The sequence below is a fragment of the Streptomyces niger genome (genome assembly GCF_000718305.1).
Classification (GTDB): Bacteria; Actinomycetota; Actinomycetes; order Streptomycetales; family Streptomycetaceae; genus Streptomyces; species Streptomyces niger.
Map to the genome: position 1 here is coordinate 327,130 of NZ_JOFQ01000002.1, position 25,405 is coordinate 352,534.

Here is a 25,405-nt window from a genome sequence, read left to right on the forward strand (position 1 = left end):
GGGGAGGGGTCGACGTTGCTGGTGAGAACCGGCAGGCACAGAACGGCAAGTGGAAGTGGAAGGCTGAGCGGACGTGTCGGCAACCGAGACCATTCACGTAGACGGGGTGTGGCGTAGTGCTGCATCCGACGCCACGCGGGAGGTCCTCGACCCCGCCGATGCGACGGTGTTCGCCACCGTGTCGGAAGGCGGCGTCGAGGACGTGGACGCGGCCGTCGCCGCGGCGAAGCGCGCCTTCGACGGCGGGCAGGGGGAGTGGCCCCGTACGCAGGCGGCCGAGCGGGCCGCGCTGCTGCGCCGGGTCGCCGACCTGCTGCAGCGGGACCGCGAGGAGATCGCGCTCATCGAGAGCCGCGACACCGGCAAGACGCTGGAGGAGGGCCGTGTCGACGTCGACGACGTGACCAACGCCTTCCGGTACTTCGCCGACCTGGTGATGAACGAGAGCGGCGGGCGGGTCGTCGACGCGGGCAGCGAGGACGTGCACAGCGTCGTCGTGTACGAGCCGGTCGGCGTGTGCGCGATGATTACGCCCTGGAACTATCCGCTGCTGCAGGCCAGCTGGAAGGTCGCCCCGGCGATCGCGGCCGGCAACACCTTCGTGATCAAGCCCAGCGAGGTCACGCCGATGTCCACCGTGCACCTGGTGAAGCTGCTGGTGGAGGCCGGGCTGCCGCAGGGCGTCGCGAACATCGTCACCGGCGCCGGCGTGCCCGTCGGGCAGCGGCTGGCCGAGCACCCGGACGTGGATCTCTTCTCCTTCACGGGTGGTCTGGTCAGCGGTACCAAGGCCGGTGCGGCCGCGGTGTCCGGTGCGAAGAAGATCGCGCTGGAGCTGGGCGGCAAGAACCCGAACGTGGTGTTCGCCGACGCGTGTGCCACGGATGAGGAGTTCGACACCGCTGTTGACCAGGCGCTGAACGCCGCCTTCATTCACAGCGGGCAGGTCTGCTCCGCCGGTGCGCGGCTGATCATCCAGGCCTCGGTCAAGGACCGCTTCGTCGCCGAGCTGGCCCGCCGCGCCGAGCGCATCAAGCTCGGCCGGGGCACCGAAGAGGGTGTCGAGTGCGGCCCGCTCGTCTCCCAGCAGCAGCTCGACAAGGTCGAGGCGTACGTCGAGTCCGCGCTCAAGGAAGGCGCCCGGCTGCGCTGCGGCGGCTCCCGCCCGAAGCCCAGCGAGACGCGCCCCGAGGGCGGCTACTTCTACCAGCCGACCATCCTGGACCAGTGCCACCGCGACATGAAGGTGGTCCGCGAGGAGACCTTCGGGCCGATCCTGACGGTGGAGACCTTCACCACCGAGGACGAGGCCGTCGCGCTCGCCAACGACACCGAGTACGGCCTGGCCGGCGCGGTGTGGTCCGGTGACACCGCGCGCGCCCGCCGGGTCGCGGCCCGGCTGCGGCACGGCACCGTCTGGATCAACGACTACCACCCCTACCTGCCGCAGGCCGAGTGGGGCGGCATGGGCAAGTCCGGCATCGGCCGCGAGCTCGGCCCGGCCGGCCTGGACGAGTACCGCGAGTCCAAGCACATCTACGAGAACCTGCGCCCGGAGCCGGTGCGCTGGTTCGCGGGCTGACCCGCTCGCGATGACCGGGTGGGCCGCAGCACCGTCGCGGCCCGCCCGGCCACCCGCAGCCCGCAAGGGCACCCGCAGCCCGCCCCTCCGCGCGGGCCCGGCCGCATCCCGTACCCGGTGACAGGCCCGGCCCGCCCCCCGAATTTCCCGGCCGCAAGGACGCGGCCCAGCGGACCCGCAGCCCCGCAGAGCGACCACCGCTCGCGCACGCCGGGCGCTCCCGCCCACCGGCCGAGCGCCTCCGCTCTCCAGCACTGCGCAACCGCACGCACGTTGAAAAACCACAAGGAGCTACCCATGCCTCCCGCAGCAGCGAAGAAGATGTCAGCGGACTACGTGATCGTCGGTGGCGGCACCGCAGGTTCGGTGATCGCCTCCCGCCTGACCGAGGACCCGAACGTCACGGTCGCCGTCATCGAGGGCGGCCCGAGCGACATCGACCGCGAGGACGTGCTGACGCTGCGCAAGTGGCTCGGCCTGCTCGGCGGCGACCTGGACTACGAGTACACGACCACCGAGCAGCCGCGCGGCAACTCGCACATCCTGCACAGCCGCGCCAAGGTCCTCGGCGGCTGCTCGTCGCACAACACCCTGATCTCCTTCAAGCCGCTGCCGTCCGACTGGGACGAGTGGGAGGCCGCGGGCGCCAAGGGCTGGAACGCCAAGGCGATGGACCCGTACTTCGGCAAGCTGCGCAACAACATCGTGCGGGTGGCCAAGAAGGACCAGAACGAGATCGCCACGGACTGGATCGAGGCCACCAAGACCGCCCTGGGCGTGCCCGAGGTCGTCGGCTTCAACGACCAGCCCTTCGAGGAGGGCGTCGGCTTCTTCGACCTCTCCTACCACCCGGAGAACAACAAGCGCTCCTCCGCTTCCGTCGCCTACCTGCACCCGCACATGGAGGCCGGCGACCGGCCGAACCTGACGCTGCTGCTGGAGACCTGGGCGTACCGGCTGGAGCTGGACGGCACCGTCGCCAAGGGCGTCCACGTCCGCACCAAGGACGGCGAGGAGATCTACCTGGAGGCCGGCCGCGAGGTGCTGGTATGCGCCGGCGCGGTGGACACCCCGCGGCTGCTGCTGCACTCCGGCATCGGTCCGAAGAAGGACCTGGAGGCGCTGGGCATCGAGTGCAAGCTCGACCTGCCGGGCGTCGGCGAGAACCTGATCGACCACCCCGAGTCGGTCATCGTCTGGGAGACCAACGGGCCGATCCCGGGCAACTCCGCGATGGACTCCGACGCGGGCCTCTTCGTGAAGCGGGACCCGGACCACAAGGGCCCGGACCTGATGTTCCACTTCTACCAGATCCCCTTCACCGACAACCCCGAGCGGCTGGGCTACGAGCGCCCCGAGCACGGCGTGTCGATGACCCCGAACATCCCCAAGTCCCGTGCGCGCGGGCGCCTTTACCTGACCTCCGCCGACCCCGAGGTCAAGCCCGCGCTGGACTTCAAGTACTTCGAGGATGAGGGCGACTACGACGGGCAGACCCTGGTCGACGGCATCAAGCTGGCGCGCAAGGTCGCGCAGGCCGAGCCGTTCGCCAAGTGGCTCAAGCGCGAGGTGTTCCCCGGTCCGGACGTGACCGAGGACGCCGAGATCAGCGAGCTCGTGCGCAAGGCCGCGCACACCGTGTACCACCCCGCCGGCACCTGCAAGATGGGCGCCGTCGACGATGAACTCGCCGTTGTGGACCCGCAGTTGAAGATCCGCGGGCTGAGCGGTATCCGTATCGCGGACGCCTCCGTCTTCCCGACGATGCCCGCCGTGAACCCGATGATCGGCGTGCTGATGGTGGGGGAGAAGTGCGCCGAAATTCTCACCGAGACCCCGACCCAGGGAGGTGATGCGTGATGGCCGGCACCGTCATCGGCGCATCCGCCAACGACAAGTCCCCCGCCGAGCCCGCCGGTTCGGCCTCCGAGCAGGACGCCGTCTTCGCCGTCCGCAACCTGTGGAAGGTCTTCGGGCCCAAGGCCGAGAAGATCCCGGGGGATGCCTCCCTCACCGAGCTCTCCGCCCAGGAGCTGCGCGAGCGGACCGGCTGCACCGCGGCCGTCCGTGACGTCACCTTCGACGTCAAGAAGGGCGAGGTCTTCGTCGTCATGGGCCTCTCCGGCTCCGGCAAGTCCACCCTGGTCCGCTGCCTGACCCGGCTCATCGAGCCGACCAGCGGCGACCTGGAGATGGACGGCGAGGACGTGCGCGGCATGGACAAGTCCGCGCTGCGCGAGCTGCGCCGGCACCGCGCCGCCATGGTCTTCCAGCACTTCGGCCTGTTGCCGCACCGCTCCGTGCTGGACAACGTGGCGTACGGCCTGGAGATCCAGGGCGTCGGCAAGGCCGAACGCCGCGCCCGGGCCATGGAGATGGTGGAGAAGGTCGGCCTCGGCGGCCTGGAGCAGCGTCGGCCCGGTCAGCTCTCCGGCGGTCAGCAGCAGCGCGTCGGGCTGGCCCGCGCGCTCACCGTGGACCCCGAGATCCTGCTCTTCGACGAGCCCTTCAGCGCGCTGGACCCGCTCATCCGGCGTGACATGCAGGAGGAGGTCATCCGCCTGCACAAGGAGGAGGGCCGCACGATGGTCTTCATCACCCACGACCTCGCCGAGGCCCTGCTGCTCGGCGACCGCATCGCCCTCATGCGGGACGGGAAGATCGTCCAGCTCGGCACCCCCGAGGAGATCGTCGGCTCCCCGGCCGACGAGTACGTCCGCGACTTCGTCCGTGACGTGCCGCGCGAGCAGGTCCTGACCGTGCGCCGCGCCATGCGGCCCGCCGAGTCCGGCGAGGCCGAGGAGGGCGCCGCGCTCGCCCCGGACACGTTGATCTCCGACGCCATCGAGGCCGTGGTCCGCTCCGGCGGCGCGGCGCGCGTCGTCGAGGACGGCCGCTGCCTGGGCATCGTGGACCACGCCTGCCTGCTCAACGTGGTCGCCCGGCTCGACGAAGGCGACGCCGCCGAGGGAAAGGCGGTCGCCTGATGCATCCCCGTACCGTCCCCACCGTCCCCGTGGCACTGAACCTCAGAGCCCGCCCCGCGGCCGCCCGGCCGCTGACCCTGCGAGGGCTGCGTACCGCGGCCCGCCGGTACTGGCACGAGGCGCAGCGCGCCGCCGCGCTGAACGTGCCCACCGGTACCGCGAAGCGGGGGCGCGTGTGAGTGCCGCCACGACCAGCCCCACCACCACGCCGGCCGGCGCCTCCGCGCGCGCGGCCCGGCTCACCGCCTCGCTGCGCCGCGGCGCACTCGGCAAGCTCCTGGTCCTCGCCGTCGCCGCGGCGGTCCTCGTCCCCCTCGTCAGTGGCAAGTGGGCGAGCGGCGTCTGGCCGCACGCGCTGACCGTCGACCTCTCCGGCCCGTTCGGCGACGCCAGCACCTGGATCGTGGACAACCGCGACTCGCACTGGCTCTTCGTCTACTTCCTCGGCCACCTCTCCAACGGCGTGGTCGTCTCCGTACGCGCCGTCTACCTCTGCCTCCTCGCGCTCGGCTGGACCGGCGTGACCGCACTGGTCACCCTCGTCGCCTGGCGCGTGGCCGGGGTGCGCATCGCCGCCACCGCGCTGATCTCGCTGCTGGTCAGCGGCGTGCTCGGGATGTGGGTGCCGACCATGCAGACCATCGCGCTGATGATCGTCGCGGTGCTCGCCTCGATCGTCGTGGGCGCGGCCCTCGGCCTGGCCGGCGGCCTCTCGGAGCGGATGTTCCGGCTGCTGCGGCCGGTCCTGGACACCATGCAGGTGCTGCCGGCCTTCGCGTACCTGCTGCCGTTCGTCATGATCTTCGGCATCGGCGTCCCCGCGGCGCTGCTCGCCACCGTGATCTACGCGGCCCCGCCGATGGCCCGGCTCACCGCGCTCGGCCTGCGCGGCGCCGACGCCGGCGTCCTGGAGGCCGTCTCCTCGCTCGGCGCCACCGGCCGGCAGCGGCTGCTGTCCGCCCGGCTGCCGCTGGCCCGCAAGGAACTGCTGCTCGGCATCAACCAGGCGATCATGATGGCGCTGTCCATGGTGGTCATCGCCTCGATGATCGGCTCGGCCGGCCTCGGTGACCGCGTGTACCAGGCGCTGGCCTCCGTCGACGTCGGCTCCGCGCTGGCCGCCTCGATCCCGATCGTGCTGCTGGCCATCGTCATGGACCGCACCACCGCCAAGGCCGGCGAGCGGCTCGGCGCCGACAAGAGCGCGGGTCCGTCCTGGCTGCGCGGCCGCTTCGTCTGGCCGGCCGTCGCCGTGGTGACCGCGCTCGCGGTGGCCGCGGGCCGGCTCACCGGCTCGCTGGTCTGGCCGACCGCCTCGGTGGTCGACATCGCGCCGCCGGTGAACCACTTCAAGGAGTGGATGGTGGACCACATCTACTCCGGCATCCCCGTCGTCGGCGGCACCGCCGACTGGGCGGCGGGCTTCACCTCCTGGGTGCTCAACCCGCTCCGCGACGGCCTGACCGCGCTGCCCTGGTGGGGCGCGCTGCTGATCGTCGCCGCCCTCGCCTGGCTGATCGGCACCTGGCGCACCGCGCTGACCGCCACGGTCGCGCTCGCCCTCATCGGCGTGCTGGGCGTCTGGGTACCGTCCATGAACACCCTGTCGCAGGTGCTGTCCGCCCTGGTCGTCACGCTGATCGTCGGTATCGGCGTCGGCGTGCTCGCGGCCGGCAGCGCCCGCATGGAGCAGATCCTGCGACCGGTGCTGGACATCTGCCAGACCATGCCGCAGTTCGTGTACCTGATCCCGGTGGTCGCGCTGTTCGGCGTGGGCCGCGCCCCGGCCGCCGCGGCGGCCGTCGTCTATGCGCTGCCCGCCGTCATCCGCATCACCACCCAGGGCCTGCGCCAGGTCAGCCCGGCCGCCATGGAGTCGGCGCAGTCGCTCGGCGCCACCCGCTGGCAGCAGCTGCGCCAGGTGCAGCTGCCGCTGGCCCGGCCGGCGCTGCTGCTGGCCGTGAACCAGGGCGTCGTGCTGGTCCTCGCCGTCGTCATCATCGGCGGCCTGGTGGGCGGTGGCGCGCTCGGCTACGACGTCGTCGCCGGCCTGTCCACCGGTGACCTGGGTCTCGGCATGATCTCCGGCATCGCCATCGTCTGCCTGGGCCTGATGCTGGACCGGGTCACGCAGCCGACGGACCGCCGCGCGGGGAAGGGAGCCTGACCATGATCCGTACTCGTACGCGTATGCGGACCACGGCCACGGCCGTCGGCGCGACCGCGCTGACCGGCACCCTGCTGCTGGCCCTCAGCGGCTGCGGCAAGGCCGACATGACCAAGCAGACGTCGCCGTTCGCGGCGGCGGCCGGCACCAAGACCGTCACCCTCTCCACGCAGACGTGGGTGGGCGCGCAGTCCAACGTCGCGGTCGCCAAGTACCTGCTGGAGCACGAGCTCGGCTACCGGGTCGACACCGTCCAGGTGGACGAGACCCCGGCCTGGGACGCGCTCAGCCAGGGCCGGGTGGACGCGATCATGGAGGACTGGGGCCACCCCACCCAGGAGAAGATGTACGTCGACGACAAGAAGACCATCGTCCGCGGTGGCGACCTCGGCGTCGACGGCCACATCGGCTGGTGGGTCCCCAAGTACTGGGCGGACAAGCATCCGGACGTCCTGAACTGGAAGAACCTCAACAAGTACGCCAAGCAGCTGAAGACCGCCGAGAGCGGCGACAAGGGCCAGCTGATGGACGGTTCGCCGTCCTACGTCACCAACGACAAGGCCCTGGTGAAGAACCTCAAGCTGAACTACGAGGTGGTCTTCGCCGGTTCCGAGGCGGCCCAGATCACGCAGATGCAGCAGTTCGCCAAGGAGAAGAAGCCCTTCCTGACGTACTGGTACGCGCCGCACTGGCTCTTCAACCAGCTGCCGCTGAAGGAAGTCAAGCTTCCGAAGTACACGAAGGACTGCGCCGACAAGGGCACCAAGGATCCGACGACGATCGACTGCGCCTATCCGACGACGCCGCTGCAGAAGTTCTTCAACGCCGACTTCGCCAAGGGCAACAGCTCGGCCGCGAAGTTCCTGAAGAACTTCAAGTGGTCGGTGGGCGACCAGAATTATGTCTCGGAGCTCATCGCCTCCAAGCACATGGCCCCGGAGGACGCGGCCGCGAGCTGGGTCAAGAAGCACCCGGACGTCTGGCGGAAGTGGCTGCCGAAGAACAAGTGACCCGCTGAACGAGCGGTGAGACAGCGGCCGGGCGCCCCCCAGGGGGTGCCCGGCCGCGGCGATTTCGGGGCGACCGGCGCGTATTCCCTCGGGTAAGACGTGCATCACACGCCCCTACTCGCGCGTCAACCCCACCTTGGCGGCATAGTAGGGCGGGCCCTGAATGGGGCCATGACAATTTGCCATTCGCACAGTAGGTCATAACGGGGAGTAAGGGTCATGCCATCCATACGCCGTACCGCAGCAGCCGCCGTCGCGGTCGCCGCGCTGCTCGTCACCGCCACCGCCTGCGGGCCTGAGGACACCAAGGCCGCGGGCCAGGACAGCGCGGCGGAGGCCGACGGCTCGTCCGGGTCGCCCAAGCTGCCCAACGGCCTGCCCAAGAGCCTGGACGCCCTCAAGAAGTGGGAACAGGGCGACTGGAAGAACTGGGACAAGGACACCTGGGCCCGGAAGGCGTCGGAGTTCGCCAACCCGGTCATCAAGGACCTGTGGAAGCCGTCCCGGATGGCGAAGGCCGCGGACGCCCCCGTGGTGACCACGCAGAGCACCGAACCCGGCTCGTCGGACCCGGAGCCGCGCGCGGTCACCGCCCAGCAGATCGAGCGCCCGTACCACCAGCACATGGCCCCGATCGGGAAGATCTTCTTCGACAGCCCGGACGGCCCCATGGTCTGCTCGGGCACCGTCGTCTCCGACCCGGCCAACCCGGGGAAGTCCAACCTGGTGTGGACCGCGGGCCACTGCGTGCACTCCGGTAAGAGCGGCGGCTGGATGCGCAACATCGTCTTCGTGCCCTCGTACAACGACAGCGGGCTGCCCGCGGACCAGGTCGCCGCGTCCTCGCAGCAGAACGTCAGCCCGTACGGCACCTGGTGGGCCGACTGGTCGCAGACCTCCACGCAGTGGATCGACGGCGGCGGCCACAGCGGCAACGCCGCCTCCGCCTACGACTTCGCCGTGCTGCACGTGAAGCCGGAGAACGGCGGCGGCAAGTCGCTGGAGGAGACCGTCGGCGCCTCCGTCCCGGTCTGGTTCGGCGCGCCGCAGGGCAGCGGCGTGACCGGTCTCGACGGCGTCAAGGCCATCGGCTACCCGCAGGCCCCGCCGTACGACGGCGCGAAGATGATGAACTGCCTCGACCGGCCCGTGCGGTTGACCATGGCCCCGGCCACCCCGGCCATGCACTGGATCGGCTGCACCATGACCGGCGGCACCTCCGGCGGCGGCTGGCTCGCCGACCACAACGGCGAACTCTCCCTGGTCTCCAACAGCTCCATCGGCTCGCTGGACCACACCTGGCTGGCCGGGCCGCACCTCGGCCCGGAGGCCAAGGGCGTCTTCGACGCGATCAGCAAGAAGTTCGCCGGGCAGTGACGCGCCCGGGGCCGGGCGGTACGCCGCCCGGCCCCCGGCTCACTCCGCCCGCAGCGCCGCCGCCACCCCGCGCAGCGTCTCCGTCGCCGCGTGCTGCAGCCCGCCGCCGAAGGTGACGCGGGACGCGCCCGCGGCGCCCAGCTCGCGCGGGGCGGGGCCGCCCGGCACGGCCAGGGCGTTGACCGGGGCGCCGATGCCCGCGGCCAGCTCCGGCAGCAGCTCCGGCGGCGCGAGGATCGGGTACACGCAGTCCGCGCCCGCCGCGACGTACCGCAGCCCCCGTTCGACGGCCGGCCCGGCGCCGGGCACACCCCGCAGGAACGTGTCGATCCGGGCGTTGATCACCAGCGCGTCCCCGGCGGCGGCCCGCACCTCCGCGAGCCACGCCGCCTGGCGCTCCGGATCGCGCAGGACACCGGTCGCCGCGTCCGAGTCCTCTAGGTTGCAGCCCACGGCGCCCGCTTCCAGCAGCCGGTCGACCAGCTCCTTGGCGGGCAGGCCGTACCCCGCCTCCACGTCGGCGGTGACCGGCACGTCGACCGCCCGGGTGATCCGCGCGACGGCCGCGAACATCTCGTCCGCCGGGGTGTGCCCGTCCCCGTACCCCAGGGACTCGCCGATGCCCGCGCTCGGCGTGGCCAGCGCCTCGAAACCGGCGTCGGCGAAGACCCGCGCGCTCGCGGCGTCCCAGGGGCCGGGCAGCACGAGCGGGTCCCCGGGGGCCCGCCCGTGGTGCAGGGCGCGCAGCCGCGCCGCCGTCACTTCAGCGACTCCGGGGTGAGCCGGCAGGTCACGCCGAAGCGGTTCCAGGCGTTGATGGTGGCGATCAGGGCGATGAGCTGGGCCAGCTCGGCGTCCTCGAAGTGCGCCGCGGCCCGCTCGTACGCCGCGTCCGGCACGAAGCCTCCCCCAGCCTCCGGCTGGGAGGTGCCCCCGGTCAGGACCGTGACGGCCTCGGTGAGCGCGAGCGCCGCCTGCTCCTTCTCGGTGTACGCCTCGGCGGCCTCCTCCCAGGCGTTGAGGAAGTAGATGCGCTGCTCGGTCTCGCCGGCCTTGCGGGCGTCCGTGATGTGCATGTCGAGGCAGTACGCGCAGTGGTTGAGCTGCGAGGCCCGGATCTTCACCAGCTCCACCAGCGCGGGGTCGAGGCCCTTCCTGGCGGCCGTCTCCAGGCGGAGCATGGCCTTGAAGACCTCGGGGGCGTGCTCCGACCAGTTCAGGCGGGGACCGTGCGGGCCGGCGCCCTGGCCGGTCGTCGTGTTCGTCGTCATGCGTCCGACGCTACGTCCGGGCGGCCCCCTCGGTATGGTCCATTTCCATGACCGATTCCTGGGCCGCTTTCGGGCGCGATCTGTACCTGGATCTCCCCGGTACCCAGGGCAAACGCGCCGCCCTCGTGCACGCGCTGCGGGACGCGGCCCGTACGGGGCGGCTCGCGCCCGGCACCCGCCTGCCGTCCTCCCGCACCCTCGCCGCCGACCTGTCCCTGGCCCGCAACACCGTCGCCGAGGCCTACGCCGAACTGGTCGCCGAGGGCTGGCTCACCGCCCGCCAGGGATCCGGCACCCGAGTGGCGGAGCGCGTGTCGCGTCCCCCGGCCGCCCCCGCTCCGGTACGTACGCGGCCGCCGCAGCCCGCCGCACCGCCGCCGCCCGCCTACGACCTCACCGCCGGCACCCCCGACGTCTCCGCCTTCCCCCGCACCGCCTGGCTCGCCGCGGCCCGGCAGGCGCTGACCACGGCACCGAGCGAGGCGTTCGGGTACGGCACTGTGGCCGGGCGGCCCGAGCTGCGGACCGTGCTGGCCGACTACCTCGCCCGCGCCCGCGGCGTGCACGCCCACCCCGACCGCATCGTCCTCTGCGCGGGCTTCATGCAGGGCCTCGCCCTCCTCGCCCGGCTGCTGCGGCAGGCCGGCGCCCGCGAGGCCGCCGTGGAGTCCTACGGGCTGCCCTTCCACCGCGACGTCCTGGACCGCGCCGGGCTGCGCCCCGTACCGCTCCCGGTGGACGCGCACGGCGCCCGCACCGACACGCTCACCGGCCGGTCCGGGACCGGTGCCGTGCTGCTCACCCCCGCGCACCAGTTCCCCACCGGCGTTCCGCTGCACCCGGACCGCCGCGCCGCCGCCGTGGACTGGGCGCGGCGGACCGGCGGGCTGGTCCTGGAGGACGACTACGACGGCGAGTTCCGGTACGACGGGCGGCAGGTGGGCGCGTTGCAGAGCCTGGACCCGGACCACGTCGTGTACCTCGGGACCGCCAGCAAGAGCCTCGCCCCGGCCCTGCGGATCTCCTGGCTCGTGCTGCCCGAGCGGCTCGTCGCGCCGCTGCTCGACCTGAAGGGCACCGGCGAGTGGCAGTCCGGCTCCCTGGACCAGCTCACCCTCGCCGAGTTCCTCGCCGGTGGCGCCTACGACCGGCACGTGCGCACGATGCGGCTGCGCTACCGGCGCCGCCGCGACCAACTCGTCGCCGCGCTCGCCGCCCACGCGCCGCACGTCCGGGTCACCGGCCTGGCAGCGGGGCTGCACGCGGTCGTCCGGCTGCCCGCGGGCACCGAGCAGGCGACGCTGCGCGCGGCCCGCCGCAACGGACTCGCCGTCGAGGGCCTGGCGACCTTCACGGCACCGCGGCCGGCGGCAGACCCGGCCGGGGAGCCGGCGGACGCCCTGGTCGTCGGCTACGGCCACCCGGCCGACCACGCCTTCTCGGGCGCGCTGGACGCGCTGCTGCGGTCCCTGCCGCCGCCATGGGAAGCCGACGGACGGTGACGGGGGTGGCAGGGGCCGCTGTCACCCTGCGTTGTCAGTGGGTCCGGGTAATGTCCCGGTCATGGAACGACGATTGGGACAAACGACCGACGGCAGCAGACGGGGGAAGCGGCGCACGGCGCGGTCGCTCTTAGCGGCGGGCATCGGCGCCTTCGCCATGGTGGCGCAACTGCTGACGTACGCTCAGCCGGCCGCAGCCGCGACACCGTTGGCGCCTATGGACGTCAAAGGTATGAAGCTCACCGCCCGCGAGTTCGACCAGCGGTGGAAGGCGATCGACCTGCTCCGGCAGGACCCGGCGATTCACGGTTACCCGCGGGACACGCCGGCGCTCAGCCCGATGCTCGACGGGCACGGCTGGACCGGCCGCCCCTCGATGTGCCACAAGAGCAACATCGACCCCAAGTACAGCCCCGACGGTTTCTGCTGGACCCCCGAGGACGACGCGTCCGGCGAGTGGACCCCCCAGGGCCTGACGGGGTCCCACGACGCCCAACCCGGCGGCACCTGGAACGGCAAGCACGTCTACCTCGCCTCCTGGCACTCCGCCGGCGACCGGTTCTCCCGCATATCGGTCGTGGAGAACACCGGCAGCTCGACCGTCTACCAGCACATCCTGCTGGTCGACCCCTACCTCGACGGTGCGGGCGCCAACTTCCGTGCGGTGGGGGACCCGTCGACGGGACCGTCGGATCAGGAGCAGGCGGTGCGCCCGGGCGGTCACGCCGACGGGATCGCCTGGTACGGCAACAAGCTCTTCCTCGCCACCGGCCATCAGATCCAGGTCTACGACCTGCGCAACCTGATACGCATCACCGAGAACGACAGCGCTGAGGTCGGCCTCCACGACGGCAAGGCCACCGCGCGCTACCACAACTGGGCGCTGCCGATGATCGGCATGTACACCAACGCCCCCGCAGGCGCCAAGTGCACCGACACCGCCCCGTGCCTGACCTCCCTCAGCCTGGACCGCACCGGAGCCGACACCCTGGTCACCTCGGAGGTCGCCGAGAAGGGCGGCCGTCCGGTGGTCCAGTGGCCGCTGCACGCCGGGGACGGCCTGCTGGACACCGACGGCGCCGACAACCACTCCGGCTCGGCGGAGGCGGCGGCCGCGTGGCGGGTGCCGATCTGGAAGGTCCAGGGAGCGGCCACGGACGGCACGTACTGGTACTTCAGCGGTGAGTGCCCCGAGACCGCCGGCACCGACGACTCCGACGTGCCGTACTGCATCCACCGTGCCCTGCCCGGTGAGGAGCCGCACGTCCTCACCAAGGCGCCGCCGCTGACCCAGAACCTGTCCTTCGCCCCCTCCTCCGGGCGGCTGTGGGGGATCAACGAGCGGGCCTGGTCCCGGAAGGCCGGCGCGCAGCGCGTCGTCTTCTCCCTGGATCCGCCGGCGTAGCCCCGAACAGGTGGTGCCCCTGTCCTGCGTGCGGGACGCCGAGGCGGTACGGGTGGCCGGTAATCGTCTCCGGGAAGCCGTTCCGTCCGTGGCGCCGGTGCGGGGCAGGGGGCCGTACCCGGCGCGGAAGGGGCTGTCTAGGCTGCTGGGACGGACGTCACCGGCCGCGGTGACGGGACAAGTCACCGCATACACGGGGGAGATCGAACATGGCGGAAAAGGCGCGGCGGCGGCTGCGGTCGAGCACGGTGATACTGGGCGGGATGGGCGCGCTGGCCGCCGCCCTCACCTCCTGCGGCTCCGAGCCGGACAAGCGGTGCGTGGACCGCAACAGCTACGACGCGATCAACGGCTATCGCATCGTCGACTCCAAGAACTGCAGCGGCACCGGCGGTGCGTCGGCGGGCCGGACCGGCAAGAAGGGCGGCAAGGCGGGCGGCCGCCAGGTCGACGGCCAGTGGTACTACGACGCGGACGTCGACGGGCGCCGCGCCGACTACGGCACGTTCAGCAAGAGCCAGGCCGTGGACCGGGGCGGCTTCGGCTGTTCGGGTTCGGCCGGCGGCTGAGCGGCGGGCGGCGATGCAGCGGCACACCATCACGCCCCGGCCGGGCTGGCAGGAGACCGTCGAGGCGCAGGGGCTGATCTATCCCCTGACCCGCTATCCCGACGACTCGCTGCGCCCGTACTGGGACGAGAGCGCGTACTACGAGTTCACCCTGCCCGAGGTCGAGGCGCTGGAGGAGGTCGTCGAGGAGCTGCACGGCATGTGCCTGGCCGCGGCCGCGCACATCGTCGAGCAGGACCGCTTCGCCGACCTCGGCATCGACGACCCGCGGCTGGCGGGGCTGGTAGCCGAGGCGTGGCGCCGCCGGGACGAACTGCCCTCGCTGTACGGGCGGTTCGACCTGCGCTACGACGGCACGGGCCCGGCGAAGATGCTGGAGTACAACGCGGACACGCCCACCTCGCTCGTCGAGGCGGCCAGTCCGCAGTGGTTCTGGATGGAGGAGCGGTTCCCCGGCGCCGACCAGTGGAACTCCCTGCACGAGCGGCTGGTCGACGCGTGGCGGCGGCAGGCGAAGCTGCTGCCGCCGGGCGCGCCGCTGCACTTCGCGCACTCCGCGGGCGACGAGCTGGGTGAGGACCTGATGACCGTCGCCTACCTCATCGAGACCGCGCAGCAGGCGGGCCTGGAGACGGTGGCGATCTCCATGGAGGAGATCGGCTGGGACGGGCTCGCCGGGCGCTTCGTCGATCAACGGCTGAGGTTCGTCCGGGCCTGCTTCAAGCTCTACCCCTGGGAATGGCTGGCCACCGACCGCTTCGGCCCGCACGTCCTGGACACCCTCGACAACGGCGGCGGTACGGGCTCCACCCTGTGGATCGAGCCCGCCTGGAAGATGCTGCTGTCGAACAAGGCGCTGCTGGCGATCCTGTGGGAGCTGTATCCGGACCACCCGAACCTCCTCCCGGCCTACCTCGACGGCCCCCGCGACCTGGCCCGTGGCACCGGGTACGTCGCCAAGCCGCTGCTCGGCCGGGAGGGCGCGGGCGTCACCATCCACCCGGCGGGCGCGCCGGAGGCCGGCGTACGGGACGAGGCCTGCTGCTACCAGGCGCTGGCCCCGCTGCCCGACTTCGACGGCAACCGCGTCGTCCTGGGGGCCTGGGTCGTCGAGGACGAGGCGGCGGGGCTGGGCATCCGGGAGTCGACGGGCCTGGTCACGGACGAGTACGCCCGCTTCCTGCCGCACGTGATCCTTTGAGGCTCGGACGTGTGAGGCGCGGGCGTGACGAGACCGCCGTCACAGGTTCTCCACCGGGCGGCGGGGACCGGTCGGGGACCTGAGACAATAAGTGGCATGGCTCTCGATCGTCCGCGTGTGCTTTCCGGTATCCAGCCCACCGCCGGCTCCTTCCACCTCGGCAACTACCTCGGCGCGGTCCGCCAGTGGGTAGCCCTCCAGGAGTCCCACGACGCGTTCTACATGGTCGTGGACCTGCACGCGATCACCGTGCCGCAGGACCCGAAGGAGCTGCGCGCGAACACCCGCGTCGCGGTCGCCCAGCTGCTCGCGGCCGGTCTGGACCCCGAGCGCTGCACCCTCTTCGTCCAGAGCCACGTCCCCGAGCACGCGCAGCTCGCCTGGGTGCTGAACTGCCTCACCGGCTTCGGCGAGGCGTCGCGCATGACCCAGTTCAAGGACAAGTCGGCCAAGCAGGGCCAGGACCGCACGACGGTCGGCCTCTTCACGTACCCCGTCCTGATGGTCGCCGACATCCTGCTGTACCAGGCGAACCAGGTCCCGGTCGGCGAGGACCAGCGCCAGCACCTGGAGCTGACCCGGGACCTCGCGGACCGCTTCAACCAGCGCTTCGGTGACACGTACACGATCCCGAACCCGTACATCGTCAAGGAGACCGCGAAGATCCAGGATCTTCAGGACCCGACGATCAAGATGAGCAAGTCGGCGTCCTCGCCGAAGGGCATCATCGACCTGCTCGACGAGCCCAAGGTCACGGCCAAGAAGATCAAGAGCGCGGTGACCGACACGGACACGGTGATCCGTTTCGACCGCGAGGCCAAGCCGGGCGTGTCCAACCTGCTGTCCATCCTCTCCACCCTCACCGGCACGGACATCCCGCAGCTGGAGAAGGACTACGAGGGCAAGATGTACGGCGCGCTCAAGACCGACCTCGCCGAGGTGATGGTCGATTTCGTCACACCGTTCCGGGACCGTACGAAGGAGTACCTCGACGACCCCGAGACGCTGGACTCGATCCTGGCCAAGGGCGCCGAGAAGGCCCGCGCGGTGGCCGCCGAGACGCTGGCCACGACGTACGACCGGATCGGCTTCCTGCCCGCCAAGCACTGACAGGTGCGTCCGGGACCGCCCCGGCCCCGCGGAGGGGGCCGGAGGTCCCGGCGGCGCGGGACCGAGGACGCTCGCCGGAACGGCGGCGCACCCGGCACACTGGCAATCGGGGAAACCATCCTTTTCAGGGAGGAGAACGCAGTGGGGACCGTAACGCTCGGCGTTTCGATCGCGGTCCCGGAGCCGTACGGCCGCTTCCTCCAGGAGCAGCGCGCAAGCTTCGGGGACCCGGCCGCGCATGCCATCCCCACCCATGTCACCCTCCTCCCGCCCACCGAGACCGACCCCGCCGACCTGCCCCGGGTCGAGGAGTACCTCGCGGCGGTCGCGGCGGATTTCCGGCCCTTCACGCTGCGGCTGAAGGGCACGGACACCTTCCGCCCGCTCTCGCCCGTCGTCTTCGTCAAGCTCGTCGACGGCATGGCGGGCTGCACGGCCCTGCAGGAGCGCATCCGCGCCGCGTCCGGGCCGTGCGCCCGTGAGCTGCAGTTCCCGTACCACCCGCACGTCACCGTCGCGCACGGCACCTCCGAGGAGGCGATGGACCGGGCGCAGCGGGAGCTGGCGGACTTCGAGGCGGCCTGGACGATAGGGGGTTTCGCGCTGTACCAGCAGGGCGCCGACGGCGTCTGGCGGCTGGAGCGCGAGTACCCCTTCGGCGCGCCGGTCGCGGGCGTGCCCCGGCAGGCCGACCTGACCCGGCCACCGGCCCCGTCCCGCTAGCCTCTCCCGACCTGCGGCGCCCCGCGCGCGTCCTCCCTGGCGTACCGCCATCCGGAGGATAGTGTTCCGCCGGACGGGACGCCGGCCGGAGGGGGTACACACGGCTCATGGAGTGGTTGACCAGGCTGCCGCTGATCGGCCCGGCCGTGGTGTGGCTGATGCGCACGCACCTGTGGCGGGCGTATCAGCGGATGGACCGCGTGCACTGGACCCGGCTGGCCGCGGCCCTCACGTTCACCAGCTTCGTGGCGCTCTTCCCGCTGCTCACGGTCTCGGCGGTGATCGGTGCCGCGACGCTCACCGACGCGCAGCTGCGCCAGTTCCAGCACCAGCTCACCGAGCAGGTCCCCGGCATCGCCCAGCAGCTGGACGTCGGCGCGCTGGTGGACAACGCGGGCACGGTCGGGGTGATCGCCGCTGCCGCGCTGCTCTTCACGGGGGTCGGCTGGGTCCAGTCGCTCCGCGACTGTCTGCGCGCCGTCTGGGAGACCGACGACGAGGACGGGAACTTCTTCGTGGCCAAGGCCCGGGACGGGGCGCTGCTGCTGGGCCTCGGCGGCGTGGCGGTCGCCTCGCTGGCCTGCTCGGCGGTGGCCTCGGCCGAGGTGGGCCGCGTGGCGCAGGTGCTGGGCATCCCCGAGGACGGCGTGGGCAGCGTCCTGCTGAAAGTGGCGGGCTTCCTGATCGCGGTCCTCGCCGACTTCCTGCTGCTGGCGTACGTCCTGACCCAGCTGCCCGGCGCCGTGCCGCAACCACGCTCCGTGGTGGTCGCGGCACTGATGGGAGCGGTCGGCTTCGAGCTCCTGAAGTACGCGCTCAGCGGCTATCTCCAGGGCGTCGCGGCGAAGAGCATGTACGGCGCGTTCGGCACGCCGATCGCGCTGCTGCTGTGGATCAACTTCACCGCGAAGCTGCTGGTCTTCTGCGCGGCCTGGACGGCCACCCAGGAACCGGCCGACGAGCCGGTCGAGGTGCCGGACGCCCCGCCGGCCGGCGAGAGCGGGGCGGCTGAGGACGTCGCGTGACGCCCTTCACCGGGGAGGACGCCGCGTGACGCTCTTCCCGGGGAGGACGCCGCGCGACCCCCTCCCCGCCGTGTGACGCCCTTGCGGGCGGCCGTCCCTGGTCAGCGGTCAGCGGCCGCGGCGCCGTACCAGGTCCGGGAGCGGCCAGCGGCGGTGCACCGCGAGCGCCAGGCCGCCCAGGACGACCACCGCGCCGCCCGCGATCCCCAGCGCGGTCCACGCGCCGCTCCGGCCGTCGGCGCCGTCCGTCGCGGCCAGGTGCGCGGCGGAGTGCTTGCCGTCGCTCTTCGTGGCGCTGTGCTTGCTGGCGTCGCCCTCCTTGCTCTTCGGCCCGACCAGCCGGCCCACCGGCTCGACCTTGTCCCGTGCCGCGAAGCCCCAGTCGAACAGCGCCGCGGTCTCCTTGTAGACCTCGTTCAGCTCCTTCTTGGCCGGGTTCATGACCGTGACCAGGAGGACCTTGTCACCCCGCTGCGCGACGCCGGTGAACGTCGAGCCCGCGTTGGTGGTGTTGCCGTTCTTCACGCCCGCGATGCCCTCGTACGGCTTCCCGCCGTACACACCGGTCAGCAGCCGGTTGGTGTTCTGTATGCCGAAGGTCGGCCGCTTCTTGCCCTTCTTCGCCTCGCCCGGGAACTGCGCGAACGCCGTCGAGCAGTACTCCCGGAAGTCGGCGTTCTGCAGTCCGGAGCGGGCGAACAGGCTCAGGTCGTACGCGCTGGAGACCTGCCCCTTCGCGTCGTAGCCGTCCGGGGTGACGACGTGCGTGTCGTGGGCGTTCAGCTGGTCCGCCTGCTTCTGCATGTCCCGGACGGTCTGCTCGACGCTGCCGTTCATGTGGGCGAGGGTGTGCACCGCATCGTTGCCCGACCGCAGGAAGACACCCAGCCACAGGTCGTGGACCGTGTAGGTCTGGTGCTCCTTTATGCCCACCAGGCTGCTGCCCTCGCCCATGCCCGCCAGGTCCTCCGGCTCGACCGTGTGCTTCTGGGTCTTGGGGAACTTCGGCAGCAGGGTGTCGGCGAAGAGCATCTTCAGCGTGGAGGCGGGCGGCAGCCGCCAGTGCGCGTTGTGCGCGGCGAGCACGTCGCCGGTCTCCGGGTCGGAGACGATCCACGAGCGTCCGGACAGCCCCTTCGGCAGCTTCGGGGCGCCCTCCTTCAGCTCGACCTGGGTACCGGGCTTCGCCAGCCGGTCACCGCCGACCGCGGACATCGTGGCGGGCGGCTCGGGCGTCTTCGAGGGCTTCGGTTCGTCGGCGTACGCGGGTACGGCCATGGCCAGCGGCGCGGTCAGCGCGGCACACACCAGGGCGGCGGCCGCGGCCCGGCGGCCGGTACGGCGGCGGGCGGCGCGCGGGGCAGGGGCAGGGGCGGGGGAGGGGGAAATCGTCGGCACGTCGGTGAACGTACCCGCAGCGTCCGGAACCGCAGCCGCCACCCCGCGAACGGCGGCCCCTCGCGACGGCGCCGCACCCCCGCCGCTCATACTGGAAGGTATGAAGCTCTCGCGCCCCGTGTCCTGGTTCCTGCTCGCCTTCGGGGTCTGGAGCTGGTTCATCTGGATCACTTTCGTCAAGAATCTGGTCAAGGACGGAAGTGGTCTCGCCTTCGATGACGCAGGTGACCCGACTGCCTATTTCTGGGTGCATCTGGCGCTCGCCGTGACGTCCTTTCTCTTGGGGACGGCGATCGGGGTGATCGGGTTCCGTGGCGTACGGGCGCTGCGGGGCGGCGCCGCGGCCCCGGCGGACGAGAAGTCCGCTACGTGATCTTCGTCCTGGTCATCGCGGCGATCTTCGCGCTGCTCGGCGCGGTGCACTGGTACCTCTGGCGCCGCCTCGTCCGCGACACGACCACCCCCGGCAGCGTCGCGCGCCGCACCGGCACGACGTTCGCCGTCGTGCTCCCGCTGCTGATCCTCGGCGCGTTCGTCGCCCCGCGCGCGGGCGCCCCGTTCCCCCTCCAGCAGGCCATCGCCTGGCCGGGCTACCTCTGGCTCGCCCTCGTCCTCTACCTCACGCTCGCGCTGCTCGTCGGCGAGGTCGTACGGGCGGTCTGGCTACGGGTGCCGGCACGCGGGCCGTCCGCCGGGCCGGACGCGGAGGAGCGGGCGGCGGCGCCTGCCGCGGTGGCGTCCCTGGCCGCGGTGGCTCCCCCGGCCACCGGGGGAGCCCCGACCGCCGCGGAGACCCCGGCCACCGAGGTTTCCCCGCCCCCGTCCCCGGCCCCCTCCCGGCGCCTCTTCGTCGCCCGCTCGGTGGCGGTCGGCGCGACGGCGGCCGCGGCCGCGACCGTCGGCTACGGCACGTACAGCGTGCTCAGCGGCCCGCGCGTGAAGCGGATCACCGTCCCCCTCGCCAAGCTGCCGCGCGCCGCGCACGGCTACCGCATCGCCGTCGTCAGCGACATCCACCTCGGCCCGACTCTCGGCCGCGCGCACACCGAGCGGGTCGTGGCGGCGGTCAACCGCACCGACCCCGACCTGATCGCCATCGTCGGCGACCTCGTCGACGGCACCGTCGCCGACCTCGGCCCGGCCGCGGAGCCGCTGCGGCGGCTGGAGGCCCGGCACGGCTCCTTCTTCGTCACCGGCAACCACGAGTACTTCTCCGGCGTGCAGGAGTGGGTGGACCACGTACGCGAACTGGGCGTCCACCCGCTCCGCAACGCCCGCGTCGAACTCCCCGGCTTCGACCTCGCCGGCGTCAACGACATCTCCGGCGAGAACCACGCCGACGGCCCCGACTACGCCCGCGCCCTCGGCGACCGCGACCCGTCCCGCGCGTCGGTCCTCCTCGCGCACCAGCCGGTGATGATCCACGAGGCCGTACGACACGGCGTGGACCTCCAGCTCTCCGGCCACACCCACGGCGGCCAGCTCTGGCCCGGCAACCTGATCGCCGCAGCGGCCAACCCCACCGTCGCGGGCCTGGACCGCTACGGCGACACCCAGCTCTACGTCACCCGCGGCGCGGGAGCCTGGGGCCCACCGGTCCGCGTGGGCGCCCCACCGGACGTCACGGTCGTGCGGCTCGCGTCCCGGGACGCGTGACCAGCCCGTCTATGAACGCGGCCCAGGCGGCGTCCCCGAATATCAGCGCCGGGCCTTGTGGGTTCTTGCTGTCGCGCACGGGGACGCCGACAGATCGACCGGTATCTATCTCCACGCAGTTGGCGCCGTTTCCGCCGCTGTAGCTCGACTTACGCCACATGCTCGTACTCCTCCGCAGCAGCTCTGATCAGGGCCAGCGATGCAGAGTGTGACAGCGCGTCGCCCAGGGTCAGTTCGAAGTTCAGGTGACACTGCTGCACCACCGACGGCTGGTCGATGAGGTGGCCCGTTGCCAAGCCTTCAGCGTAGGTAATGGGCGGTGCGTCGTCGAACGACATCAGCATGGCCGAGCCCTCCATCAATGGGTGCACGCCGACCGCGAAGGGGAGGACGTGCACGCGGATGCGTTCGCTCTCGCCCAGTTCCGTGATGTACCGCAACTGCTCGGCCATGACGGCCGGACCACCGACGGGGCGTCGCAGAACTGCCTCGTCCAGCAGGCACCACATCACCGGCGTGGTGGGGTCCTGCAGGATGCGAGCCCGCTCCAGTCGGGTGACGACGATCTTGTCACAGACCTCATCGGTCTTGGGCGGGTAGTAGTGCCGGATGACCGCCCACGCATACGCCCGGGTCTGCAGCAGCCCGGGTACGAGGGACGACGCGTATTCGCGGATCATCGTGGCCCGCTTTTCGAGTTCGGCAACCAGCGCGAAATAGTTCGGCATCGACCGGTCGTCCAACGTCGGCAGGAACCGCTCGAAGAACCCGCCCGTTTCCAACACCTGGTCCAGCCGTCGCGCATCCTCAAGCGAGGGCTTTCGTCGGCCGGCCTCGATGTGGGCGATGTGCGTGCGGGACATGATCGCGCGCTGGCTCAGCACCTCCTGCGTCAGGCCGGCCGCCTCGCGTCGCTGCCGCAGCTCGCATCCGTACGCCGAACGTGATTCCGGGATCCCCTCGCCGTGCATGTGCCCAACCCCCTTCGGTGACGGACCGGGTGTCACGTGTCACCTGCTGCCGAGCGTAGGGAGGCCGGGCCAAGCTGTGGGGCAAGAGCTCGGCCCCACCCCTCGAAGGAGCGCTTCCGCATGATGGCCGTACAGCCGCCCTCGTCCTTTCCGCTGCCGTACCCCCGACCGCGGCCCGACTGCGAGCAGTGCATGCGCCTGGAGGGGATGGGCCGGGCAGCCCGTGCGGCCCACGACCGCAGCGGGGAGACGGACGCCCGGGTCCTGCTGCGCCACCACTACCGCGAGGTGCACGAAAATCGGGCGACGCCCGGCCGACCGGGCTGTTAGCTTCCGGAACCATGGAACCGCTGTCCGAATCCGATATCCGTGCCTCTTTCGTGAACTGCTCGAAGGGGGAGGCGAAGCGGCTGAACATACCGGCGGGACTGGACGGGCTCCCGTGGGACGACCTGGACTTCCTCGGCTGGCGTGATCCGCAGGCGCCCGACCGGGCCTACCTGGTCGCGCCCCGGGACGGCGGACCGCTCGGCGTCACGCTGCGCCGGCCGCAGAACATCCGCCGGACGTTCACCAAGACCACGGTCTGCTCGCTCTGCCTGACCGCGCACGGCGGCTCCGGGGTGAGCCTGCTCGCCGCGCCCCGGGCCGGGGCGGCGGGCCGGCAGGGCAACACCGTCGGTGCGTACGTCTGCGCCGACCTCGCCTGCTCGCTCTACCTCCGCGGCAAGAAGCAGCCCGACCTCGCCGCGCGCTACGAGGAGCAGCTCGGCGTGGCGGAGAAGGTCGCCCGGATGACGACGAACCTCGACGCGTTCCTCGCGAAGGTCACCGGCGAGCACTGATTCCTCAATCCATCGGCACACCCCCCATTCCCATTTCCCGGGCTGCTGTCCGCAGTTCGGGTGTGGGATGGTGGCGGGGAACTCCTCGAGGAGTTGTTGCTCGAAGGGCGGGGGCCAGATGGGCGAGCAATCCTGGATCGGGCTGGCTGATGCCGTGGCTGCCGTACGGGGTGAATTGCAGCAGGCGGTCGCTGAGGGGGCGGGGCAGGCCATTCGGTTCACTACGGGACCGGTGGAACTCGAGTTCACCGTGGCGGTGAATCTCGATGCCCGTGCCAAAGTGCGGGTCATGGTGCTGCCCTGGTCTGCGGACGTCCAGGCTTCGTATGCGAGAGGGGCGACCCACCGGCTGAAGGTGACGCTGCAGCCGGTCGACAGTCAGGGGGCCGACGTCGAAATCGCCGCGGCGTCCCGTGAACGGCCGCGATAAGACGTGTGGTGGCCGCGATGGACATCACCCGCGTCATGGAGATCTGGTGCCGCTCTTCCCGCGATGACGAGCAGCCCAAGGCCGGCAGCGGATATCTCGTATCGACCGATCTCGTACTCACCGCGCGGCACTGCGTGAACCTCGCCGAGGCCGTCGTGGACGTGCGGCGCGTTGCCAGAACCGGTACCGGACAATGGCACCGGGCCGAAGTGCTGTGGATGGCGCCGGAGGGCGCGTCGGACATCGCCGTGCTGCACATACGGGATTCCGGGTGGACACGTCAGCGGCTCAGGCCGGTGCGGTGGGGACGGCTGGCCGGTGCCGATGAGCAGGTCCCCTGCATTGCCGTGGGGTTCCCCGACGCGGAACGGTCGAGCGGCAACGTGCGCGACACAAAAGAGATACGGGGAGTGATCGAGCCGCTGACCGGTGTGAAATCGGGCAACCTTTCCCTCCACGTCAAGGACAGTTCCTTACCGAAGGAGCTGCCCGGCGGCACGCTGTGGTCCGGTATTTCCGGAGCCGCGCTTTTCAGTGGTCCGTGGCTCGTCGGTGTGATCACCCGGGCGCCCGTCGCCCGGCACGGTGTCAGTGCGCTCACGGCGGCCCCCGTTGCCGGCTGTCTCGCACCACTGCGAGCCCTGGGACTGATCTCGGGTCTGCACAAGGTCACCGCGCGTGCGGTACGGCGGGCGAAAATCAGGACGCCTGCGCTGAGGGCAGGCGCGCTCGTCGTCGTAGCCACCGGCGTGAGCCTTGTCATCGCGTACACCATCCCGCCGGAAGCACCGCCCATCCACCGCATGAGCGGCCTGCCGAATGCCGGTGTCGTCAGCTTCGAGGGCCGGGGCGACGAGCAGGACCCTCAGGTGCTGGACGACGTCGCGACGAGTTTCACCCGTGCACTGCGGAGGACCCTGAAGGGTACGGAGGTGCACGGCTATGTCTCGGACGTCCGCCTGCCGCTGAGCGGACTGACCGGTTCGGACCGACGGCAACTCGACAATCGCACGAGCGATTTCGTGCGCCGGTCGAACGCGGCTCTGGTGATCAGCGCGCTGGTGAACACCGATACGACGGGGCAGACGAAGGTCACGCCCGCGATATACGTGCGACCGGACCAGGTGCCGGACGCCCCGGAGCTCTCCGGCTGGTACGCGGGCGGTGACATCGTGATGGACGCTGGCTGGGAGTCGTCCACCGGCCGGAACGCGGTCGTCTCGCAGCTCGTCGCCCGTACGCGCGGGCTGGCCGAATTCGTGACGGCACTCGACCTGTGGCGCAACGGCAGAGGCAACGAGGCAGCGGAGAAGTTCGACAGGCTGCTGCGCGATGACGATTCCGCGGGCCGCTCGCTGAACAAGCAGTTTGTCGGGAGCGACCTACTCCACTTGTTCCGCGGTCACGCGCTGGAGCAGATGGCGCTCGGGGAGAACGCGGCCGGCTGGAAGGCGGCACTGACTGCCGCCCGCGCCGACTACGAGGCTGTGCCGCGTGGGTCCCCGATCCACCGTAGGGCCCGCCTGAGCCTGGCCGGGAACACCTACCTCACGTCGGTCGGTCCGGCCCCCACCTGCCGGGTGAAGACCGTGCAGCCGGCGGGGCTGAAGACCGCGGCAGCCTCCTTGCAACGGCTGGCGAGCGATGCCGCCTTCACCGACATCGGACGGCTCAAGGCGTCGGTGAACCTCGCCCAGGTCAAGCAGTGCCTGATCACAGCCGGCCTGACACCGGACGACGGCTCCGTCGACCGGCTGACCGCGCGGGTGCGCGCGGCGAGGCATGTCGACGGCGGGCAACCGTTGCGCGCACTTGCCGCTTCGGTCGCGGCAACGCACTCGGCTGCCGAGGGAGAACTGGCCGAGGCCGTCATGACCATGAAGGAAGCACTCAAGGACGAAAGGCGCTTCGCGACCCGTGCCCTGTGGGAGGGACTGCTGGCTTCCTGGAGCTACCGGCTGTGTGCCGTCGCGGACGGCGACGGAGCTCAACGCAGGTCGATCAGCCAGCTCGAAGCGGCAGTCAGCAGTGGGGAGGTACCGGCCCGGAAACTAACCGAATATCACGCGGTATTCGATGACGAAAGGTCTGCCGCGCACGCCAGGTGCGGAGCGGGCGGCGGGGCAGCCGACCGGTCCGACTGAGAGGCTGTGGTGCACGTGAAAACCAAAGGGAT

Annotated in this window: 25 protein-coding genes; 20 read left to right on the forward strand and 5 right to left on the reverse strand. The window is 71.4% G+C overall.

What is annotated here, in order from left to right:
- The first annotated feature begins 73 nt into the window (after positions 1-73).
- The 7 genes from IF20_RS05270 to IF20_RS05300 all read left to right on the forward strand — a co-directional run bounded on the left by IF20_RS05270 (position 74) and on the right by IF20_RS05300 (position 9,123).
- Complete coding sequence (locus IF20_RS05270) at positions 74-1,582, forward strand: aldehyde dehydrogenase family protein (RefSeq protein WP_052863766.1); 1,509 nt, start codon at positions 74-76, stop codon at positions 1,580-1,582.
- Between the two features lie 297 nt (positions 1,583-1,879).
- Entirely contained in the window at positions 1,880-3,442 is a 1,563-nt protein-coding gene (locus IF20_RS05275; protein WP_234426512.1) for a GMC family oxidoreductase, read from the forward strand.
- Positions 3,442-4,569 (forward strand): quaternary amine ABC transporter ATP-binding protein, encoded by a 1,128-nt coding sequence (locus IF20_RS05280; RefSeq protein WP_052863768.1) that lies wholly within the window; start codon positions 3,442-3,444, stop codon positions 4,567-4,569. The genes IF20_RS05275 and IF20_RS05280 overlap by 1 nt, the downstream gene beginning before the upstream one ends.
- Entirely contained in the window at positions 4,569-4,748 is a 180-nt protein-coding gene (locus tag IF20_RS05285) for a hypothetical protein (protein ID WP_052863769.1), read from the forward strand. Before IF20_RS05280 ends, IF20_RS05285 begins: the two co-directional genes overlap by 1 nt.
- 71 nt (positions 4,749-4,819) lie before the next feature.
- Positions 4,820-6,736, forward strand: a complete 1,917-nt coding sequence (locus tag IF20_RS05290) for an ABC transporter permease (protein WP_110943873.1) — start codon at positions 4,820-4,822, stop codon at positions 6,734-6,736.
- Between the two features lie 2 nt (positions 6,737-6,738).
- Entirely contained in the window at positions 6,739-7,746 is a 1,008-nt protein-coding gene (locus tag IF20_RS05295) for an ABC transporter substrate-binding protein (protein ID WP_052863771.1), read from the forward strand.
- 219 nt (positions 7,747-7,965) lie between these two features.
- A complete protein-coding gene (locus IF20_RS05300) occupies positions 7,966-9,123 on the forward strand; it encodes a trypsin-like serine peptidase (RefSeq protein WP_052863772.1) in 1,158 nt (385 codons plus the stop codon).
- A gap of 39 nt (positions 9,124-9,162) precedes the next feature.
- On the opposite strand, the gene IF20_RS05305 is transcribed toward IF20_RS05300, so the two are convergent.
- Positions 9,163-9,885, reverse strand: coding sequence for an isocitrate lyase/PEP mutase family protein (locus IF20_RS05305; RefSeq protein WP_052863773.1), 723 nt, complete (start codon positions 9,883-9,885; stop codon positions 9,163-9,165).
- Positions 9,882-10,394 carry a carboxymuconolactone decarboxylase family protein gene (locus tag IF20_RS05310; protein ID WP_052863774.1) on the reverse strand — a complete coding sequence of 171 codons (513 nt, stop codon included), beginning with the start codon at positions 10,392-10,394 and terminating at the stop codon, positions 9,882-9,884. Before IF20_RS05310 ends, IF20_RS05305 begins: the two co-directional genes overlap by 4 nt.
- 47 nt (positions 10,395-10,441) lie before the next feature.
- On the opposite strand from IF20_RS05310, the gene pdxR reads away from it, so the two are divergent.
- From pdxR to IF20_RS05345, 7 genes are all read left to right on the forward strand, one after another.
- Positions 10,442-11,896 carry a MocR-like pyridoxine biosynthesis transcription factor PdxR gene (pdxR, locus tag IF20_RS05315; protein WP_052863775.1) on the forward strand — a complete coding sequence of 485 codons (1,455 nt, stop codon included), beginning with the start codon at positions 10,442-10,444 and terminating at the stop codon, positions 11,894-11,896.
- 217 nt (positions 11,897-12,113) lie between these two features.
- Positions 12,114-13,301, forward strand: a complete 1,188-nt coding sequence (locus IF20_RS05320) for a hypothetical protein (RefSeq protein ID WP_234426513.1) — start codon at positions 12,114-12,116, stop codon at positions 13,299-13,301.
- Positions 13,302-13,510: 209 nt separating this feature from the next.
- The gene (locus IF20_RS05325) at positions 13,511-13,870 is read left to right on the forward strand and encodes a hypothetical protein (RefSeq protein WP_052863777.1); all 360 of its coding nucleotides are present in this window, start codon (positions 13,511-13,513) and stop codon (positions 13,868-13,870) included.
- A gap of 13 nt (positions 13,871-13,883) precedes the next feature.
- On the forward strand, positions 13,884-15,071 hold the full coding sequence (locus IF20_RS05330) for a glutathionylspermidine synthase family protein (RefSeq protein ID WP_052863778.1): 1,188 nt from the start codon (positions 13,884-13,886) through the stop codon (positions 15,069-15,071).
- A 96-nt stretch (positions 15,072-15,167) separates the two neighbouring features.
- Positions 15,168-16,181: a tryptophan--tRNA ligase gene (gene trpS / locus IF20_RS05335; RefSeq protein WP_052863779.1), complete on the forward strand. Its 1,014-nt coding sequence runs from the start codon at positions 15,168-15,170 to the stop codon at positions 16,179-16,181.
- 141 nt (positions 16,182-16,322) lie between these two features.
- The gene (locus tag IF20_RS05340) at positions 16,323-16,904 is read left to right on the forward strand and encodes a 2'-5' RNA ligase family protein (RefSeq protein WP_052863780.1); all 582 of its coding nucleotides are present in this window, start codon (positions 16,323-16,325) and stop codon (positions 16,902-16,904) included.
- A gap of 107 nt (positions 16,905-17,011) precedes the next feature.
- Complete coding sequence (locus tag IF20_RS05345) at positions 17,012-17,929, forward strand: YihY/virulence factor BrkB family protein (RefSeq protein ID WP_052863781.1); 918 nt, start codon at positions 17,012-17,014, stop codon at positions 17,927-17,929.
- A gap of 108 nt (positions 17,930-18,037) precedes the next feature.
- Here the strand turns inward: IF20_RS05345 and IF20_RS05350 are convergent, their stop codons facing one another.
- Positions 18,038-19,417 (reverse strand): D-alanyl-D-alanine carboxypeptidase family protein, encoded by a 1,380-nt coding sequence (locus IF20_RS05350; RefSeq protein ID WP_407702448.1) that lies wholly within the window; start codon positions 19,415-19,417, stop codon positions 18,038-18,040.
- Between the two features lie 10 nt (positions 19,418-19,427).
- On the opposite strand from IF20_RS05350, the gene IF20_RS05355 reads away from it, so the two are divergent.
- Together IF20_RS05355 and IF20_RS05360 are read left to right on the forward strand one after the other, a co-directional pair.
- Positions 19,428-19,700 (forward strand): SCO4848 family membrane protein, encoded by a 273-nt coding sequence (locus IF20_RS05355; protein WP_052863782.1) that lies wholly within the window; start codon positions 19,428-19,430, stop codon positions 19,698-19,700.
- Positions 19,697-20,983, forward strand: a complete 1,287-nt coding sequence (locus IF20_RS05360) for a metallophosphoesterase (protein WP_052863783.1) — start codon at positions 19,697-19,699, stop codon at positions 20,981-20,983. Before IF20_RS05355 ends, IF20_RS05360 begins: the two co-directional genes overlap by 4 nt.
- On the opposite strand, the gene IF20_RS37400 is transcribed toward IF20_RS05360, so the two are convergent.
- Together IF20_RS37400 and IF20_RS05365 are read right to left on the reverse strand one after the other, a co-directional pair.
- Complete coding sequence (locus IF20_RS37400) at positions 20,949-21,143, reverse strand: DUF397 domain-containing protein (RefSeq protein WP_110943833.1); 195 nt, start codon at positions 21,141-21,143, stop codon at positions 20,949-20,951. The two genes, IF20_RS05360 and IF20_RS37400, sit on opposite strands and share 35 nt — an antisense overlap.
- The gene (locus IF20_RS05365) at positions 21,133-21,954 is read right to left on the reverse strand and encodes a helix-turn-helix domain-containing protein (protein ID WP_052863784.1); all 822 of its coding nucleotides are present in this window, start codon (positions 21,952-21,954) and stop codon (positions 21,133-21,135) included. The genes IF20_RS37400 and IF20_RS05365 overlap by 11 nt, the downstream gene beginning before the upstream one ends.
- 120 nt (positions 21,955-22,074) lie before the next feature.
- Here IF20_RS05365 and IF20_RS05370 point away from each other — a divergent pair, with 120 nt between their 5' ends.
- From IF20_RS05370 to IF20_RS05385, 4 genes are all read left to right on the forward strand, one after another.
- Positions 22,075-22,284 carry a hypothetical protein gene (locus IF20_RS05370; RefSeq protein ID WP_052863785.1) on the forward strand — a complete coding sequence of 70 codons (210 nt, stop codon included), beginning with the start codon at positions 22,075-22,077 and terminating at the stop codon, positions 22,282-22,284.
- 11 nt (positions 22,285-22,295) lie between these two features.
- The gene (locus IF20_RS05375; protein ID WP_052863786.1) at positions 22,296-22,799 is read left to right on the forward strand and encodes an FBP domain-containing protein; all 504 of its coding nucleotides are present in this window, start codon (positions 22,296-22,298) and stop codon (positions 22,797-22,799) included.
- Between the two features lie 118 nt (positions 22,800-22,917).
- Positions 22,918-23,229, forward strand: coding sequence for a trypco2 family protein (locus IF20_RS05380; protein WP_052863787.1), 312 nt, complete (start codon positions 22,918-22,920; stop codon positions 23,227-23,229).
- A gap of 17 nt (positions 23,230-23,246) precedes the next feature.
- Positions 23,247-25,373, forward strand: a complete 2,127-nt coding sequence (locus IF20_RS05385) for a S1 family peptidase (protein WP_052863788.1) — start codon at positions 23,247-23,249, stop codon at positions 25,371-25,373.
- Positions 25,374-25,405 lie beyond the last annotated feature (32 nt).